Source organism: Vibrio sp. VPAP30 (assembly GCF_001188205.1).
Classification (GTDB): domain Bacteria; phylum Pseudomonadota; class Gammaproteobacteria; order Enterobacterales; family Vibrionaceae; genus Vibrio; species Vibrio bivalvicida.
In genome coordinates this window covers 387,352-403,921 of sequence record NZ_LBLS01000038.1, presented here as the reverse complement: position 1 = coordinate 403,921, position 16,570 = coordinate 387,352, and the positions used below count along the sequence as shown (strand labels likewise).

At 44.2% G+C, this 16,570-nt stretch carries 17 protein-coding genes; 11 read left to right on the top strand and 6 right to left on the bottom strand.

Features of this window, described 5'->3' with window-relative positions:
- Nucleotides 1–66: 66 nt before the first annotated feature.
- Nucleotides 67–546: an aminoacyl-tRNA deacylase gene (locus ZX61_RS19560; RefSeq protein WP_049846273.1), complete on the top strand. Its 480-nt coding sequence runs from the start codon at nt 67–69 to the stop codon at nt 544–546.
- A gap of 121 nt (nt 547–667) precedes the next feature.
- Here ZX61_RS19560 and ZX61_RS19555 read toward each other — a convergent pair whose 3' ends face one another.
- From ZX61_RS19555 to ZX61_RS19545, 3 genes are all read right to left on the bottom strand, one after another.
- Complete coding sequence (locus ZX61_RS19555; protein WP_049846272.1) at nt 668–850, bottom strand: hypothetical protein; 183 nt, start codon at nt 848–850, stop codon at nt 668–670.
- A gap of 187 nt (nt 851–1,037) precedes the next feature.
- Nucleotides 1,038–2,741: an FAD-dependent oxidoreductase gene (locus ZX61_RS19550; protein WP_049846271.1), complete on the bottom strand. Its 1,704-nt coding sequence runs from the start codon at nt 2,739–2,741 to the stop codon at nt 1,038–1,040.
- 11 nt (nt 2,742–2,752) lie between these two features.
- A complete protein-coding gene (locus tag ZX61_RS19545) occupies nt 2,753–2,938 on the bottom strand; it encodes a YgaP family membrane protein (RefSeq protein ID WP_049846270.1) in 186 nt (61 codons plus the stop codon).
- A gap of 164 nt (nt 2,939–3,102) precedes the next feature.
- On the opposite strand from ZX61_RS19545, the gene ZX61_RS19540 reads away from it, so the two are divergent.
- From ZX61_RS19540 to ZX61_RS19520, 5 genes are read left to right on the top strand one after another with little or no spacing between them, the layout of a single operon-like run.
- Nucleotides 3,103–3,414, top strand: coding sequence for an ArsR/SmtB family transcription factor (locus tag ZX61_RS19540; protein ID WP_049846269.1), 312 nt, complete (start codon nt 3,103–3,105; stop codon nt 3,412–3,414).
- 19 nt (nt 3,415–3,433) lie between these two features.
- Complete coding sequence (locus tag ZX61_RS19535; protein ID WP_049846268.1) at nt 3,434–3,850, top strand: YeeE/YedE family protein; 417 nt, start codon at nt 3,434–3,436, stop codon at nt 3,848–3,850.
- Nucleotides 3,851–3,857: 7 nt separating this feature from the next.
- Nucleotides 3,858–4,316 (top strand): YeeE/YedE family protein, encoded by a 459-nt coding sequence (locus ZX61_RS19530; RefSeq protein ID WP_049846267.1) that lies wholly within the window; start codon nt 3,858–3,860, stop codon nt 4,314–4,316.
- A 17-nt stretch (nt 4,317–4,333) separates the two neighbouring features.
- Nucleotides 4,334–7,675, top strand: coding sequence for an efflux RND transporter permease subunit (locus tag ZX61_RS19525; protein WP_049846266.1), 3,342 nt, complete (start codon nt 4,334–4,336; stop codon nt 7,673–7,675).
- A complete protein-coding gene (locus tag ZX61_RS19520) occupies nt 7,668–8,714 on the top strand; it encodes an efflux RND transporter periplasmic adaptor subunit (protein ID WP_049846265.1) in 1,047 nt (348 codons plus the stop codon). The genes ZX61_RS19525 and ZX61_RS19520 overlap by 8 nt, the downstream gene beginning before the upstream one ends.
- A gap of 20 nt (nt 8,715–8,734) precedes the next feature.
- Here ZX61_RS19520 and ZX61_RS19515 read toward each other — a convergent pair whose 3' ends face one another.
- Nucleotides 8,735–9,622 carry an endonuclease/exonuclease/phosphatase family protein gene (locus tag ZX61_RS19515; protein WP_049846264.1) on the bottom strand — a complete coding sequence of 296 codons (888 nt, stop codon included), beginning with the start codon at nt 9,620–9,622 and terminating at the stop codon, nt 8,735–8,737.
- Between the two features lie 293 nt (nt 9,623–9,915).
- On the opposite strand from ZX61_RS19515, the gene nrdD reads away from it, so the two are divergent.
- From nrdD to ZX61_RS19490, 5 genes are all read left to right on the top strand, one after another.
- On the top strand, nt 9,916–12,036 hold the full coding sequence (gene nrdD, locus ZX61_RS19510) for an anaerobic ribonucleoside-triphosphate reductase (protein ID WP_049846263.1): 2,121 nt from the start codon (nt 9,916–9,918) through the stop codon (nt 12,034–12,036).
- A gap of 87 nt (nt 12,037–12,123) precedes the next feature.
- Nucleotides 12,124–12,591 carry an anaerobic ribonucleoside-triphosphate reductase-activating protein gene (nrdG, locus tag ZX61_RS19505; RefSeq protein ID WP_049846262.1) on the top strand — a complete coding sequence of 156 codons (468 nt, stop codon included), beginning with the start codon at nt 12,124–12,126 and terminating at the stop codon, nt 12,589–12,591.
- A gap of 174 nt (nt 12,592–12,765) precedes the next feature.
- Nucleotides 12,766–13,947 carry an amino acid aminotransferase gene (locus ZX61_RS19500; protein WP_049846261.1) on the top strand — a complete coding sequence of 394 codons (1,182 nt, stop codon included), beginning with the start codon at nt 12,766–12,768 and terminating at the stop codon, nt 13,945–13,947.
- A gap of 61 nt (nt 13,948–14,008) precedes the next feature.
- Nucleotides 14,009–14,665, top strand: coding sequence for an ATP-dependent zinc protease family protein (locus ZX61_RS19495; protein WP_049846260.1), 657 nt, complete (start codon nt 14,009–14,011; stop codon nt 14,663–14,665).
- A gap of 215 nt (nt 14,666–14,880) precedes the next feature.
- Entirely contained in the window at nt 14,881–15,273 is a 393-nt protein-coding gene (locus ZX61_RS19490) for an NUDIX hydrolase (protein WP_049846259.1), read from the top strand.
- Nucleotides 15,274–15,356: 83 nt separating this feature from the next.
- Here the strand turns inward: ZX61_RS19490 and ZX61_RS19485 are convergent, their stop codons facing one another.
- Together ZX61_RS19485 and ZX61_RS19480 are read right to left on the bottom strand one after the other, a co-directional pair.
- Nucleotides 15,357–15,830 (bottom strand): FKBP-type peptidyl-prolyl cis-trans isomerase, encoded by a 474-nt coding sequence (locus ZX61_RS19485; RefSeq protein WP_049846258.1) that lies wholly within the window; start codon nt 15,828–15,830, stop codon nt 15,357–15,359.
- Between the two features lie 17 nt (nt 15,831–15,847).
- Complete coding sequence (locus ZX61_RS19480) at nt 15,848–16,468, bottom strand: thiol:disulfide interchange protein DsbA/DsbL (protein ID WP_049846257.1); 621 nt, start codon at nt 16,466–16,468, stop codon at nt 15,848–15,850.
- Between the last annotated feature and the right edge of the window lie 102 nt (nt 16,469–16,570).

Here is a 16,570-nt window from a genome sequence, read left to right as displayed (position 1 = left end):
TGAAACATGGAGAGCAAATGCTCGGAGGTCTATACTCAAATGGGGTATTGCTCTACGGAGGCAAAGATGAGTATTGCAAACCGATTGGATCACTATTTAAGTGAACATAACATCCCGTTTGGAACTGTTCGGCATAGACACAGTCAAAGCTCACTGCAAAGTGGTGTAGCGGCCGGAATTCCTCTAGTTTCTTTAGCTAAGGGCATTGTGTTAGAGGATCATGATGGTCATCATATGATGGCGGTGTTGCCTGCCAAAAATAAGATTAGCCTTTCAAGGCTTAATGAGGAGCTGAACGCGAGTTTTCATCTTGTTAAAGAGAAGCAACTTTACGAGATGTTTGAAGACTGCGAAAACGGTGCGGTGCCTCCGGTTGGGAGCGCATATCATATGTCGATGACGTTCGATGAAGTGTTAACGAGGCAAAACTACGTCTACCTTGAGGCAGGAGACCACGAAACCTTAATTAAGCTTGATCAAGAGTCTTTCCAAAGATTAATGGGTGGAAGTAGAATGATGCGTTTTAGCAGTGAGATCTTTCATTAGAAGTTATTCTTTTTGTCTTGGTTAAGCTGTGACGAAGCCACTTTTCAAGGGTGGCTTCTTTTTAGCTGACTAAAACTTTTTGAGAGATAATTGTATGCGAAACAACACGTAATTTATTGAGTTAGAATTGTGCAGAAATAAGTTCGATTAATTCGTTTTCAGTTTCAGGCATTCTTTCTAATTCAACCGAACATGAAGCGCCACCTTTGAGCATGTAAGCATTTGTCGTGCAGTGGTCGTGATGAAACCATTTGCCGTTAATGCAAACGTCAGTATAGCAGCGAGGGTCTTTTTTTAATTCCATTTGATACTTCCTTGTTAATTCTCCGTTAACACAATAACAACATAACCTTACTAAAATCAGGGTAAAATGATCTAGATCAATTTAAATCCATGACTAGACCAAGGTAGTAGTGATCTCGCCTGCAGCAAAAACAAAAGGGGAGCGAAGCTCCCCAAATTCGATTTAATTAGATGTCTGCAAGTGATGGCTAGGCTTGAGCAAATTTGTAAGTGCGGTAACCGCCAATGAGATTTCGCGCTTTGTACCCATTATTCACCAATTGACGGTAAGCAACGTTACCACGTAACCCAACTTGGCAATAAATGACTATTTCTTTGTCTTTTGGTAACTCAGCCATACGTTGACGTAGTTGATCGACAGGAATGTTGATTGCTCCTTCGATAAATCCAACATTCTCTAGTTCACCGGGATTGCGAACATCAAGTAACACTTGGTTTTCGCTAAGCGAATCTATTTGATCAAAATGTATCGGGGTAGAGTCACCTTGGATGATGTTTGTGGCGACAAATGCAGCTTGGTTAATGACATCTTTAGCACTGCCGTAAGGTGGCGCATAGGTGAGTTCAAGGTGTTGAAGCTGATCTACTGTCATACCTGCACGCTGTGCAACCGCCATTACATCAATACGTTTATCAACGCCATCTTTACCTACCGCTTGCGCACCAAAGATCTTGCCCGTTTTAGGGTCGAACAACATCTTGAATGAGACAATTTCAGCGCCAGGGTAGTAGCTCGCATGGCTTGCTGTGTGAACGTAGACTTTTTCGTAGTCAATGCCTTCACGCTTAAGTTGCTTTTCGTTTTTACCCGTAGATGCCACTGCGAGATCAAAGATCTTACAGATAGCAGTGCCTTGTGTACCTTGATAGGTTTCTTGGCGTCCTAGCATATTGTCTGCGGCCATACGACCTTGGCGGTTAGCTGGGCCTGCAAGCGGTACGAGCGTTTGTGAGCCAGTGACAAAGTCTTTTTCTTCGACGGCGTCACCAACCGCGTAAATACTTGTATCGCTAGTTTGCATCATCTCATTGGTGTAGATACCACCTAGCTCACCAATTTGAAGTCCTGCTTCTTGAGCTAGCTTGGTTTCTGGGCGTACACCAATTGCCATGATCAAAATATCTGTGGTTAAGGTTTCACCATTGTTCAGTGTTAGGTTTAGCTCGCCTTCGATGTGCTGATGTGCCGAATCTTCTCCAGACTCCAGTGAGGCGATATGCTCGTTAGCAACGTACTCAACCGCTTCAAGGGCAACCCCTAGTTTCAAGTCGATGCCTTTTTGCCTAATTTCAGCATGGGCAAAGCCTGCCATTTCGCGATCGACAGGCATCATCACTTGGTCGGCCATTTCAATCAAGGTGGTTTTGATCCCTAGCTGATGAAAAGCTTCCATCATTTCAAGGCCAATAAAGCCTCCACCAACCACGGTAGCATGTTCTGGCTTGTTCATTTGGATAGTATGAATGATGCGATCCATATCGGGAATGTTACGCAGCGAATGAGTGAGTGGGTTATCGATCCCCGGAATTGGCGGAACGACAGGGCCAGCGCCCGGGCTAAGCAATAAAAAGTCGTAGCTTTCTGTATACTCGCTGTTATCGATTAGATTTCGTACTGTAACCGTTTTACTGGTGCGCTCAATAGAGATCACTTCATTCATTACACGCACGTCGACATTAAAGCGCGCTAAGAAGCTTTCAGGAGTTTGCAGAAGTAACTTGCTTCGCTCTTGGATGTCTCCCCCAATATGGTAAGGAAGGCCACAATTTGCGAACGAAACGAATGGACCTCGTTCAAACATGATAATTTCGGCATCTTCACTTAAACGGCGTGCACGAGCAGCAGCGGAAGCCCCACCAGCTACACCACCAACAATTAAAATCTTAGTCATATCAACCTCTGTTACTTAAACCCAAGCTTCTTTAGTACAACAACCGCAGGGCAGATTCCTGTGAACGCACTCTGAATCAAATTTGCTCCGACGAAAAGTGTCAACCAAACAAAGTTTGAACTGACTGTCATTGTCAGGCCGACTGATAGAATGACCATTCCACCGGCGAGAACTCGAATAGCATTTTCTAGTGTCATAACAAAGTATCCGTTTCATTCATGCATTGTTGGGATTTACTATAGAGTTATAAATTAGCAATGTCTAATGTTAATTTATCTAAATATTAAAAAACTAAATTAGCATTGACTAAAATATGTTTATAAGTATCATCTAATGTAGTTTAGGTACTTGGTGTGATTGTATGAACGTTGAATTTTCTGATTTAAAAGAGATGCAGAGCAATGCAGTAGAAGCCTCCGAATTACTCAAAGTGATGGCTCATCCGGAAAGATTGATGGTGTTGTGTCAACTGACTCAGGGAGAGGTGGGTGTCGGGGAGCTGCAGTCGAGTTCTTCGCTTAGTCAGTCTGCTTTTTCACAGCATCTAACTGTGTTGAGAAAACACAATTTAATCAAAGCGCGTAAAGAATCTCAGCAGGTTTTCTACTCATTGTCTGATCCACGAGTTGAGACCCTAATTCAAACGTTGCATTCCGTATTTTGTGGCGAGTAGTTTTAAGGTGATTGAAGTAATGATTATTCCTTGGGATTCTCTAGTTGGGGGAATGTTACTCGGTACTTCTGCTGCAATGCTGCTGTTGATAAACGGCAAAATCGCTGGGATTAGTGGCGTAATCAATGGCTTAGTTAGCCCCAAAGAGGGCGATTATTGGTGGAGATTGCTCTTCGCTATTGGCTTGATTGCTGGTGGAGTGATTACTGTTTTGTTCACTGGGATTGATGCGCCGGATACAAGCAATACACCAATGATGGGGATTGTATTAGCAGGTCTACTTGTTGGAGCAGGAACTCGCCTTGCCAACGGTTGTACAAGTGGACACGGGATATGTGGCATAGGCCGATTATCGAAACGTTCAATAGTCGCAACTTCTATTTTCATGTGCATAGCCGCAGTCACGGTTTACGTTCGACTTCACATATTTAGGTAAGTTACAGATGAGATCTACTATTTTACGCTTAGCTCCGTTAGTCAGCGGACTATTGTTTGGTGTAGGAATGACAATATCAGGAATGATCGAGCCGCAAAAAGTGATTGGTTTTCTTGATGTAATGGGTGAATGGGACCCGAGTTTGTCATTTGTAATGGGTGGAGCCTTGATGGTGTTTATGCCATTTCACTGGATGTACATCAAGAAAAAATCAACGGCGATGGATGGCTCGTTTATGTCAACCCCTACCCAAAATAAAGTTGATGCCAAACTGGTAATTGGCGCAGCCGTGTTTGGATTAGGTTGGGGGCTAGCCGGTATATGCCCAGGGCCTGCGGTGGCAAGTTTGGCACTTGGTAATAGTGATATTTTGTTATTTTTCAGTTCGATGCTAGCAGGTTCGTTATTTATTAGTGCGTTAAGCTTATCAACTAAAAAGTTTACCTCGCCGGTCAAAGCGAATTAGAGCGTTAGGAGAACAGAATGAATAGAAGTTCGACCAAGGATGGTGTCGTTCATTCAATTATGAACAGCTTCTTTCCGCCCATTATCATTGTTTTTCTGTTGGCCGTCGGTGCGGTGTCTTTGTGGCTGACGCCTAAAGAAGAAGATCCTCAAATTGTTGTGCCAATGGCGGATGTGTTGATTGAAGCTCCAGGGCTCAGTTCACAACAAGTAGAAAGGCAAGTTACCGAACCACTTGAAAAATTGCTAAGTCAAATAGATGGCGTGGAGTATGTTTACTCCTCTTCATCAGATGGAGCCGCTCAGGTTATTGTGCGTTTCTTTGTCGGCGAACCGCGTGAAGATGCGCTTGTTAAGCTGTACAACAAACTTTATTCCAATCAGGATCATATTCCTCCTTCCGTCACTCGCTGGCTGGTAAAGCCAGTCGAAATAGATGATGTGCCTATCGTAGTCGCTGCACTGTATTCAACTGACCCTAATCAGGTAAATAGGCACGATCTCAAGCGCATCGCAGACCAGGCGACACTGGGCATTAAATCAATACCGTCAACAAATGGCGTTCAAGTGGTCGGTGGGGAATCTAAGCTCATTAGTGTCGAATTAGATTCAGTCGCGATGGAAAGCTTCGGAATCACCTTAAGGGATTTAAACTTTGCTTTTGACGTTAGCCACAATAAACAGCAAGCGGGTTCAATTCAGATTGACGGCAATCGGTATCTAATAGAGTCAGGCCGACTACTTACCAATGCTCAGGAGGTCGGTGATCTGGTTGTAGCCGTCGTCAATAACAAACCGGTGTTTTTTCGCGATGTCGCGAAGGTAATTGAGCGCGCAGCGGAGCCTTCCAATGACACTTGGTACATCGATGCAAAACAGCAAGTTGAACATCCGGCCGTATTCATTTCAGTGGCTAAGCAAAAAGGTTCGAATGCGGTTGACGTAGCAAGTCAAACGGTCGAGGCGCTCTATACATTGCAACAAAATCAATTTCCGCCCTCGGTCAAAGTCGACATTATCCGAGACTACGGTAAAACCGCGGATGGCAAAGTTTCCAATCTCGTCTCGAGTTTAGCCATTTCAGTACTGACGGTTGTTGTGTTTGTGGGCTTGTTTTTAAATTGGCGCAGTGCTCTTGTCGTTGGTATTGCGATTCCATTGAGTTACGGCGCGGCATTAGGGCTCGACTTACTGTTTGGCTTCACCATCAATCGAGTTACCTTGTTTGCGCTAATTCTAGCTTTGGGTTTGATTGTGGATGACCCAATAGCCAGCATCGACAATATCGAACGATATCTGAAACGCAAAAATCTACCTCGCTCAAAAGCAATTGTGCTCGCGATGGGAGAAATACGTAGTGCGCTGATTATGTCGACGGTCGCCATCGTTATTGTATTTACGCCGATGTTCTTCATTACCGGGATGATGGGACCTTATATGGCACCATTGGCTTTTAATGTGCCAGTGAGCGTTGTAGTGAGTACTCTTGTGGCGTTTTTTGTCACGCCTTGGCTTGCTAAAAAGATCCTTAAAGGTGCTGCTTCGTCAGGTCAGTATGACTTCGAGTCATCAACGCTCTATCAGGGTTATGCACGTTTGCTGACACCGCTGCTTAAAAGCCGTAAAAAAGCGTGGCTTTTTCTGACTATTGTCGCGGGCTTGTTTATTGCTGCGGCACTGTTACCGGCAATGCGACTTGTACCACTGAAGCTTTTACCCTACGACAACAAAAACGAATTTCAGTTGGTGTTAAACATGCCTGAATCTTCAAGCTTTGTTGATACCTCTAATACGCTACGTGTTTTCTCTGACTATCTAGTGACTGTACCTGAAGTAGAGTCGGTATCTGGCTTTGCGGGTATTGCTTCACCAATGGACTTCAACGGTATGGTGAGGCATTACTTTATGCGTAACCAACCGCATCAGGGCGAGTTACGTATTGTTTTGGCAGAAAAAGATCAACGTGCAATGCAGTCACATGAGATAGTGACGCGACTTCGCAGTGATTTAGAACACATTGCCACTCGTTTTGATGCATCAATTCAACTTGTCGAAGTTCCCCCCGGGCCTCCGGTTATCGCAACAATTACCGCAGAAGTCTATGGTGAGGAGCATACCTCTTACCAAGAGTTAATGGGTCAAGCACAACGTGTTGCCGAGCGGCTATCTATAGAGCATTTTGTCACGGAAGTTGATACCAGCGTTGATCAACAATTAGAAGCTTGGCAATTTATCGTCGACCAAGAAAAAGCCGCCTTGTCTGGGGTGTCGATACAAGAAGTTAACGAGACCATAGCAGCGGCAAATAACGGCTATGTCATCGGTCAGTTGGGTTCCAATAGAGAGGTTAACCCACTAGCAGTAGAAATTCGCTTACCTCGTGACCAAAGGGATGAGCTTGATAGCCTATTGCGCCTTTATGTAAGGGGGCAGGCAGGGGTAGTGAAGACCCTCGAAAATGGCTCGCTGGTTGACGCGCCGCAACCATTAGTACAGTTAGGTGAAATAGGGCGGTTTGAAAAACGCATTGTACATACGCCGATTTATCATAAGAACCTAAAACCTGTTGTTTATGTGTACGCAGAAACAGCGGGCCGAGTACCCGGAGAAATCATTGCCGATGTCATAGCTGACCAAAATAGACCGATTGAAAAAAACTGGGTTGAATGGAATGAACGTACTTACTTAAACAACGGTTCTGGTAAACCTTGGCAGGTTAACGAAGACATTAATGTCGTCTGGAGCGGTGAAGGCGAATGGAAAATTACCATCGATGTGTTTCGAGACTTAGGTATTGCCTATGGCGCGGCACTATTTGGTGTGTTTATCGTTATGCTGGTTCAAACAAGCTTACCTGCGGTTGCCGGGATCATCATGTTAGCAATTCCCTTAACCGTTATCGGCATCATGCCCGGTTTTTGGCTGCTCAACAGTATGAGTCAAGAGATTAACGGTTATCCAAACCCTGCGCTGTTCACTGCGACCGCCATGATTGGTATGATTGCTCTCGCGGGCATTGTGGTGCGCAACTCACTGGTTTTGATTGAGTTTATACAGCAATCTCTTGCCAATGGGGAGCCACTACACAAGGCATTGATTCAGTCTGGTGCAGTAAGAATGAGGCCGATACTACTCACTGCCGGAACAACGCTTTTGGGGAATGTCATTATCACCCTAGACCCAATCTTTAATGGCTTAGCGTGGGCGATCATATTCGGGATCGCAGCCTCAACCATCTTTACCTTGATTGTCATTCCAGTCGTTTATAACCTCGCGTATGAGCGAGTTGAAGGGCATGGAATGCCGATATACAACAAAGAATTAAAACACCGAGAAAGCAGGAGAGACGACAATGAATAAGAAAACATGGCTGCTTGGTGGATTACTATTTAGCGGTTTAGCTGTTCTGTTTTTGTATATGGCGGGAGTGTTTACGCCAAAACTGCCTGTAGAGCGCCAAGTCCGTATGATGAGCGCTCCAAGCTTTGATACAGCTAAGCTTGTCGCAAGTGAAGAAACGATAAAAAGAGAGTTTTCAGGGCGTGTGGTTGCTGAACAAAAAGCAACGGTTGCCTCAAGGTTAACCGCCACCGTCGCCGAAGTGATCGTAAATGTCGGTGATCGAGTAAAGCAGGGCGATATTCTGATACGGTTAGAGAGCGGTGATCTCGATGCTAAGGTAGAACAGACTGAGCAAGCGCTTATCTCTGCCCAATCAACGTTAAACAATGCGAGAAAAGAGTATCAACGCGTTAAGGAACTCCTAAACAGAAAGCTTGTGCCTCAATCTCAATATGACCAAGCAGAGAATCATCTGCAAACCTCACAAGCAGCGCTAATGCAAGCTAAAGCGGCCGTTACAGAGGCAGAAACCACTTTTGGTTATAGTGTTATTACTGCTCCTTTTGATGGCATCATTACTCAGAAGATGGCGTATCAAGGGGATACTGCGACGCCGGGTTCCGCCTTGTTATCTATGTATAACCCCCAATCCCTTGTCGTTGAGGCAAATATTGCAGAATCTGCCTTACCTCATATCGAGCTGGGTAAAACACTGGCATTAGATTTACCTACTAATGGCATCATCATAGATTCTACTGTGAGTGAAATTACACCGTCAGCAGATGCTGGCTCTCGTAGCTATCTCATTAAATTGGCTTTTGAAACCGAGAAAAGAGTATACCCGGGTAACTTTGCGCGAGTGTCCGTCGAGCTAGGCACCCAGCAAGTGGTGCGTGTTCCGTTAGAGGCCATCTATCAAGTAGGGCAACTGGACTATGTCAAAGTAGTGCAAGGGGGAGAGGTGCATACACGGTTAGTTCAACTAGGTGAAGATTTCCGTGTACGCAAAGGACTTAAGGCGGGTGATATTGTGGTACTCAATCCGAGCGATATTTAACCACAAAAGATAAACAGCCCCTAATGTATTTGCATGCTCAGTGGACAGTGATCGCTCAGTGTATATTCGAGGACATCTGGCACTGGAAAAACGATTTGCTCAGGCTTTGTTGTCGCGAGTGCTTCGCTAACAACGATATGATCAATCAATGACCTGAATTGGTGAGTTTTTTTGGGGTTATTACGCGACTTAACTTTGCAGTCTGCCTTGGTTTGTTGTGATGCTAGGCGCGCTGAGGTGCCTTTGGTCATTTCTTTCCACAGCCAGTCACCTTGGTAACTGAGGTTATGGTTAAAATCGCCCAATATAACGTAAGATTCACCGCTCGACTCTCGCTCTTTAATCCAATGGTTTAGGGTTTTCCCTTGTTCTTTTAGCGTTTTACAATCGCGACTATTACGATAAGCACCAGAGCAACGAGCTTTTAAGTGTACAGACAAAGCATGGATTGGATTACCGTTGTTAGGGTTCAGCACAATATAAGTCGCAAATCTTAGTTTGCTGTTTCTACTGCGATCGAGACGTAAATCATCCGGGTCAGAAAGGCTCACTCCTTTCCTTACAGCAAACCCTGTGTATTGGTTAATCTCATCAAACTGATGCTTTTTATTGGTAGGCAGGCTTCTTTGTGAAAAAAACAGCTGATAGTCTGAGCCAATCACGCGCTTTAGCGCGATAGGGTCGTTGACCTCTTGAAAGGCGAGAACTTCAGGGGCAATAGAAGCAAAATGACGGCTTAAGGCGAAGTAGTCATCTTCGTTTCGCTGTGAAGACGAAAATTTCTCTGAAGGCGTGTTGCTCAACCATTCGATATTCCAAGTCGCATAAACGGAGTCGTTGGCGCTAGAATAGAAAGACAGCAAACATAACAGCGAAACAAAAAGTGACCAACTTTTAGGGGGTAGCATAGGCTTAACTCAATGAAATATATTGCAGCCTTTATGCTACAAGACATCCCAAAAATGCAAGTAGGATTTGTTGCATTTTTCTAATTTTCATCATTTTCTTTCCAACTGAGATCAGTGCCACTAAGATCGATTTGATCTTGAGCGAGGGTCTAATTTTATTGATCGAAATCAATACTTTCTCCTGTGTCATTTCGTTAAATACGCCACAATATATAGTGTTAGTCGAATAATAAATCGCCCTATATAGTGTGTTTGTGGATAACTCTGTGAGTATGCTGGGGTAAGGAGAAAAGGTGAAACCAATCGTAATCAAGCGTGATGGCTCTAGAGCTCCGTTTAGCAGGGATCGTATTCAAGCTGCAGTGGAATCGGCAGCAGAGCACGTTGATAAAGAAATCGCAATTTATGCACTGAATGTAGCACTTGCGGTCGAGCTTCAGCTAAAAGATCACGATGAAGTACACATCAATGACATCCAAACCTTAGTAGAAAATGAGCTAATGCAAGGGCCTTATAAGTCGCTTGCCCGTGCTTACATCGAATATCGACATGATCGTGATATTGCGCGCGAAAAACAAAGTGCGTTGACCCGTGAGATCGAAGGCTTAATTGAAGAAAGCAATGTTGATTTAATCAACGAAAACGCGAATAAAGATGGCAAGGTTATCCCTACTCAGCGTGATTTACTGGCTGGCATTGTAGCGAAGCACTACGCGAAGACACACATTTTACCGCGTGATATCGTTCAAGCTCATGAAGTGGGCGATATTCACTACCACGATTTAGATTACGCGCCGTTCTTCCCAATGTTTAACTGTATGCTGATTGATTTAAAAGGCATGCTAACTCACGGCTTTAAGATGGGTAACGCTGAGATTGATACGCCTAAATCAATCTCTACTGCGACAGCGGTTACCGCGCAGATCATCGCGCAAGTGGCGAGTCATATATACGGTGGCACGACGATCAATCGGATTGACGAAGTACTTGAACCCTATGTGATGGCGAGTTATCACAAACACCTAGAGATCGCAAAAGAGTGGGATATTCCAAATCCAGAAGCGTTCGCTACATCGCGAACTGAAAAGGAATGTTATGACGCGTTTCAATCTTTAGAGTATGAAGTCAACACACTACACACAGCGAATGGCCAAACACCGTTTGTAACCTTTGGTTTTGGTCTAGGTACAAGCTGGGCTTCGCGACTCATTCAACAATCGATTCTGAAGAACCGTATCGCGGGGCTAGGTAAAAATCGTAAGACAGCGGTGTTCCCTAAACTAGTATTTGGCATCAAAGATGGTTTGAATCACAAGTCGGAAGACCCAAACTACGATATTAAGCAACTTGCGCTTGAATGTGCCTCTAAACGTATGTACCCAGATATTCTTAACTACGACAAAGTGGTTGAAATTACTGGTTCATTTAAAACGCCGATGGGTTGTCGTAGCTTCTTAGGTACTTATGAAGAAAACGGCGAGCTTATCCATGAAGGTCGTAACAACCTAGGTGTGGTGAGCTTGAATCTGCCGAGAATTGCTATCGCGGCTAATCGTGATGAGAAGCAGTTTTATAAACTTCTTGATGAGCGTTTAAATCTTGCTCGTCGCGCGCTTGAGACGCGTATCTCGCGTCTAGAAAATGTAAAAGCCCGTGTTGCTCCAATTCTATACATGGAAGGGGCTTGTGGTGTTCGTTTGAAGGGTGACGAGCCAATTGCCAATATCTTCAAAAACGGACGCGCTTCAATTTCACTAGGTTACATCGGCATCCATGAAACCATTAATGCGCTGTTCGGTGACGAAGCGCATGTATACGATGATTCTGCATTACGCCAGAAAGCAGTTGATATCGTTAAATATTTGAAAGAAAAGGTGAATCAGTGGGCTGAAGAATCTGGTTATGGCTATAGCCTATATGGAACGCCAAGTGAAAACTTGTGCAGCCGATTCTGCCGAATTGACACTAAAGAGTTTGGTGTTATCAAAGGGGTAACAGACAAGGGTTACTACACAAATAGCTTCCATCTTGATGTTGAGAAGAAGGTTAATCCATATGATAAGATCGATTTTGAAATGCCGTATCCGTACATCTCAAGTGGTGGCTTTATTTGTTACGGCGAGTTTCCAAATATGCAGCGTAACATTGAAGCACTAGAAAACGTTTGGGATTACAGCTATAGCCGCGTTCCTTATTACGGCACCAATACACCGATCGACGAGTGCTATGAGTGCGGTTACAACGGCGAGTTTGATTGTACGAGTAAAGGGTTCACCTGCCCAAGTTGTGGCAATCATGATTCGACCAAAGTTTCAGTCACTCGACGTGTTTGTGGGTATCTAGGTAGTCCTGATGCAAGACCGTTTAACTTCGGCAAGCAAGAAGAAGTTAAACGACGCGTGAAGCACCTGTAATCTTTCTTCGCAAGAAACGACTACTAACTGAGCCCTAGGTCAACAGACCATAGACGTTAGGGCTCATTTTATTTTAAGAGCGATATCATGAACTACCACCAGTATTATCCAATCGATGTTGTCAACGGGCCGGGTACTAGATGTACACTGTTTGTGTCGGGTTGCGTTCACCAGTGCCGAGGGTGTTACAACCAATCGACGCAACGATTAGATTCTGGTGTGTTGTTCACCCAAGAGGCGGAAGACCAAATTATCGCTGATCTGAATGACACAAGAATAAAGCGCAGAGGTTTATCACTGTCGGGCGGCGATCCGCTTCATCCTGCAAATGTGCCACATATCTTAAAATTGGTTAAACGCGTTCGACAAGAATGCCCTGATAAAGATATTTGGGTTTGGACGGGCTATACGCTTGCAGAGCTAAGTGACGAGCAAAGGGAAATTACTCAGTACATAGATAGCCTGATTGATGGCAAATACGAGCAAGACAAACGAGACTTAAACTTAGAATGGAGGGGGAGTTCTAACCAAATCATTCATAGTTTTAAGCTGTAGTGTTGAAAATTAACCAGTAGATATCTCTATTGGAAATACAAAAGTTAAATAATTGTTAACCCGATTGGTTTTTTATCCTGTTTTGCTCTGACAGGATGAAATTTTATTTCTAGATCTATCGATTAGATGGTAAGTTGAAGTTCGTTACTTGAATTTCAAAGGGTTGTGACTTTCATGTTCTCTCATTTACCGACTCCTACATTGGATCCTATTCTTTCTTTATCTGTTGCATACCGCAATGACCCACGTGCTGACAAAGTTGATCTTGGCATTGGGGTATACAAAAACAGCGCTGGTGAAACGCCAGTCATGAAAGCAATTTCTCAAGCGCAAGATATCGTTGTCGCTGAGCAAAAAACTAAATCTTATGTTGGCCTTGCAGGCTGTGAAGAGTTTAACCAGTCAATGGTTAGCTTACTCCTCACTGGCACGTCAGCAATGGATCGTGTTGCTGCTATACAGACACCGGGCGCGAGTGGCGCGCTGCGTATGCTTGGTGACCTGATGAAAGTTGCCCAGCCAAATACCACGGTATGGATCTCTAATCCAAGTTACGTAAACCACCGCCCGGTTATGGAAGCTGCTGGATTAAAAGTTAAACACTACCGCTACTTTAGCCCTGAAACCAAGCAAGTTGATGTCGATCAGATGATGTTTGATTTGTCACAAGCAGGCCCAGATGATGTCGTTTTACTACACGGTTGTTGCCACAATCCAACTGGTGCAGATATCGATTTTTCTGCTTGGCAAGCAATCACTGAACTGTCTCAGAAAAATGGCTTCATTCCTTTTGTCGATATCGCGTATCAGGGCTTTGGTGATGGCTTAGAGGAAGACGCAAAAGGTCTACGTTTTATGGCCGATAACGTCGAAGAAATGCTGATTACCACGTCTTGTTCTAAAAACTTTGGCTTATATCGTGAGCGTACTGGTGCTGCCATTGTGGTAGGCAAGTCACAGAGTGATGTGAACAACGCAAAAGGTAAGCTATTGACGCTCGCACGCGCGACTTACACTATGCCACCTGACCATGGTGCGGCATTGGTCAAGACCATTTTGCAGAATGAGCGGCTGACTCAAGTTTGGAAACAAGAGCTAAGTGAAATGCAGCAGCGTTTAGTTAACCTCCGCCAGACTTTATGTGATGAATTGAGAAATAGCCAAAATACTTCACAATTCGACTTTATAGACAGTCACAAAGGTATGTTTACTGTGCTAGGCTTTAGCCAAGACCAGATGACGCAACTCCGTGAAGAATATGGCATTTATGGGGTAGGTGATGGTCGAATCAATATCGCTGGTCTGACTGAAAAGGACATACCTTACGTTGCAGAGGCGATAGTTAAAGTTTCTTAAGTGTAATGGGGTCGTTAGGCCCCATTTTAATCACTTCTGTTTTGTTGAGTTAGGTGAACAAATGAATAAAACGTGGAAAACACTGATTCCATTTTTTTTAAGTGGTGGTTTGATGGCGTGTTCAACCACAGGACAACAGCCCGTCGAACCAGAGCAGAAGCCACAAGTCGAACAGCCGAAAGAAGAGGCTGAAAAACCAAAGGTAGAGGAACCTAAAAAAGAGGTTGAAAAGTCAGCTAAACCTGAAGAAAAACCAAAGCCGCCCGTCGTTAAAGATCAGCCTAAGAAAACCCCTGATGGTAAATTGCTGCTAGGTGCAGAAGAATGGGTATACGTTCCTGGGCTTGAGGAAAGCTTTAGAGCGCGTGTTGATACGGGGGCGACAACTTCTTCTGTCAGTGCCATCGATATCGTCCCGTTTGAGCGCGACGGTAAAGACTGGGTTAAGTTTAAGGTTGAGCACGATGGAATCAAGAGCAAAGAAATCGCGCTTCCGGTGAAACGTTGGGTTAAAATTCGACAATCTAGCACTGACGATACCCATAAACGGGCTGTTGTCGAAGCTTGGGTTCAACTTGGTGATCTAAAAGAAAAAACAGACTTCACCCTAGCTGATAGAACGCATCTTACTTTCCCGTTGCTACTCGGGCGCAGCTTTTTCAAAGATGTCGCAGTCGTCGATGTTAGCCAGAAATACATTCAAGATAAACATAAATAGCCCGACTAATTGACTAATTACAAAGCCAGCACTCGAATAATGTGCTGGCTTTTTTAATTGCTGGATCATGTTTTTGTCGTTTACGTGTGGGAATTTTATGCGATTGAGTTAATATTTTCGCGAAAATGGTCGGTCATTCGAACATCTGCTACCACTCCCCCTATTAAACGAACAAGTGGCGATGTTACGAAAACATAACGAGAAAGGAGTCATATATGAAACACCTGTCGATGGCTGTCGTACGTAAAAATGGCAAAGTACTGGTTCAAGAGCGCTATAGAGCGAAGAAAGGTATGGTTTTTGAGTTTCCAGGCGGGGCTGTCAATGACAACGAGTCAGGTACCGATGCCGCAGCGCGCGAGCTATTTGAAGAAACCAAAATGAAAAGTGTTAAACACTCCGCTACGTTCAGTGCGATAAACGATTTTGGTGGGCGCATCTATTACGCAATTTTCAATGCAAGTGAGCAGCAAGAGCCACTTGCGTTAGAGGCGGATAGGAAGCAGACGTTTCATTGGATGTCGCCAGAAGAAATTCCATTGGATGATTTCTATCAAGCTGACGTTGAGTTTATTAAACGCCACTTAATGCAAGAGCAGCTTGCTTAGCTGTTGGCTGAGGTTATATGAACAAATAAAAAGCCAATCAGCGAAACGTTGATTGGCTTTTTTGTGCGTGTGGCGTAATCCAACTACTGGATTTCTAGTAGCTCAACGTCAAAAATCAGAGTCGCCGCTGGTGGGATAGGGCCAGTACCGTTCTTGCCGTATGCAAGTGGGCTAGGGATATACAGACGGAACTTGTCACCTACAGACATGTAGGTAAGGCCTTCTTGCCAGCCTTTTATCACTTGATTAAGCTTAAAGCTGATTGGCTCACCACGTTCAACAGAACTATCGAAAACAGTACCGTCAATTAGCGTACCGTGATAGTGAACTTTTACTGTGCTTGTGGTTGTTGGATGCTCAGTACCCTCTCCCTTATGCAGAACTTCATATTGCAGACCACTTTCCGTCATTACAACCGATTCTTTCTTTTCATTTTCGAGTAAGAAAGCTTGACCTGCCGCGAAGTTAGATTCGCTTGCCTTATGGTTTGTGTACGTACGGTAGATGAAAAAGCCCGCTAATATAAAAATAATAATCGGGAAAACAAATTTAGACATAAATACTATCCGTTGAATTAAGGTTGAGTAAGTAAGAAATTAATTGTGCTGGCAATGCCCGCTACATCCTGATGTCCGCTAGTCATGATTTGGTATTTGCCATTTACAATAAAAGTAGGAACAGCGTTAATTTGACCTTTGGTCGTAATATCGTCGGCAATTTGCATGGCAGCAAAAAGCTGTTGTTGCTGCTCTTCGTTAAAGTCATATGGGCTGATCAAGTCGCGGCTGTGGAAAACCAAATCCAGTGCAGCCTTTTTTTCTGCCGGAGTTGCACCGTCTCCCATTTGAATTGCAGTAAACATTTCGCTCATCATGGTATGATCGGGCTTGTTACCTAACTGCATCTCAGCGGCATAATAAATCATCGCTCCAATTTGAGCGCTTTCATTGAAGGTCACATGAACTTTGCCGATGCTTTGGCCTGTTAGCTTCTCTATCTCGGGAATTTCGTTTTCCATTTGACGGCAATGACCACAATTTAGCGAGAAAACCTCTGTCACCTGAGGAAGCTTAAACGTTGAGAGGTTGGTCGGCAATTGTTGGTATTGTTTTCCCTCTACGGGTTGAGAGTTATCGGAACAGCCTACGATCAAGGCCGCAACTACAATTATCAGAAATGACGCAATCTTTTTCATTTGGTTTCTCTATTTGTCGCAGGTAAACAAAGCCCCGTGGCTTAATTCGTTTACTCGTGAATTATCAGTGTATAGATTCTACTTGTTCCGAAGCCGAAGCGA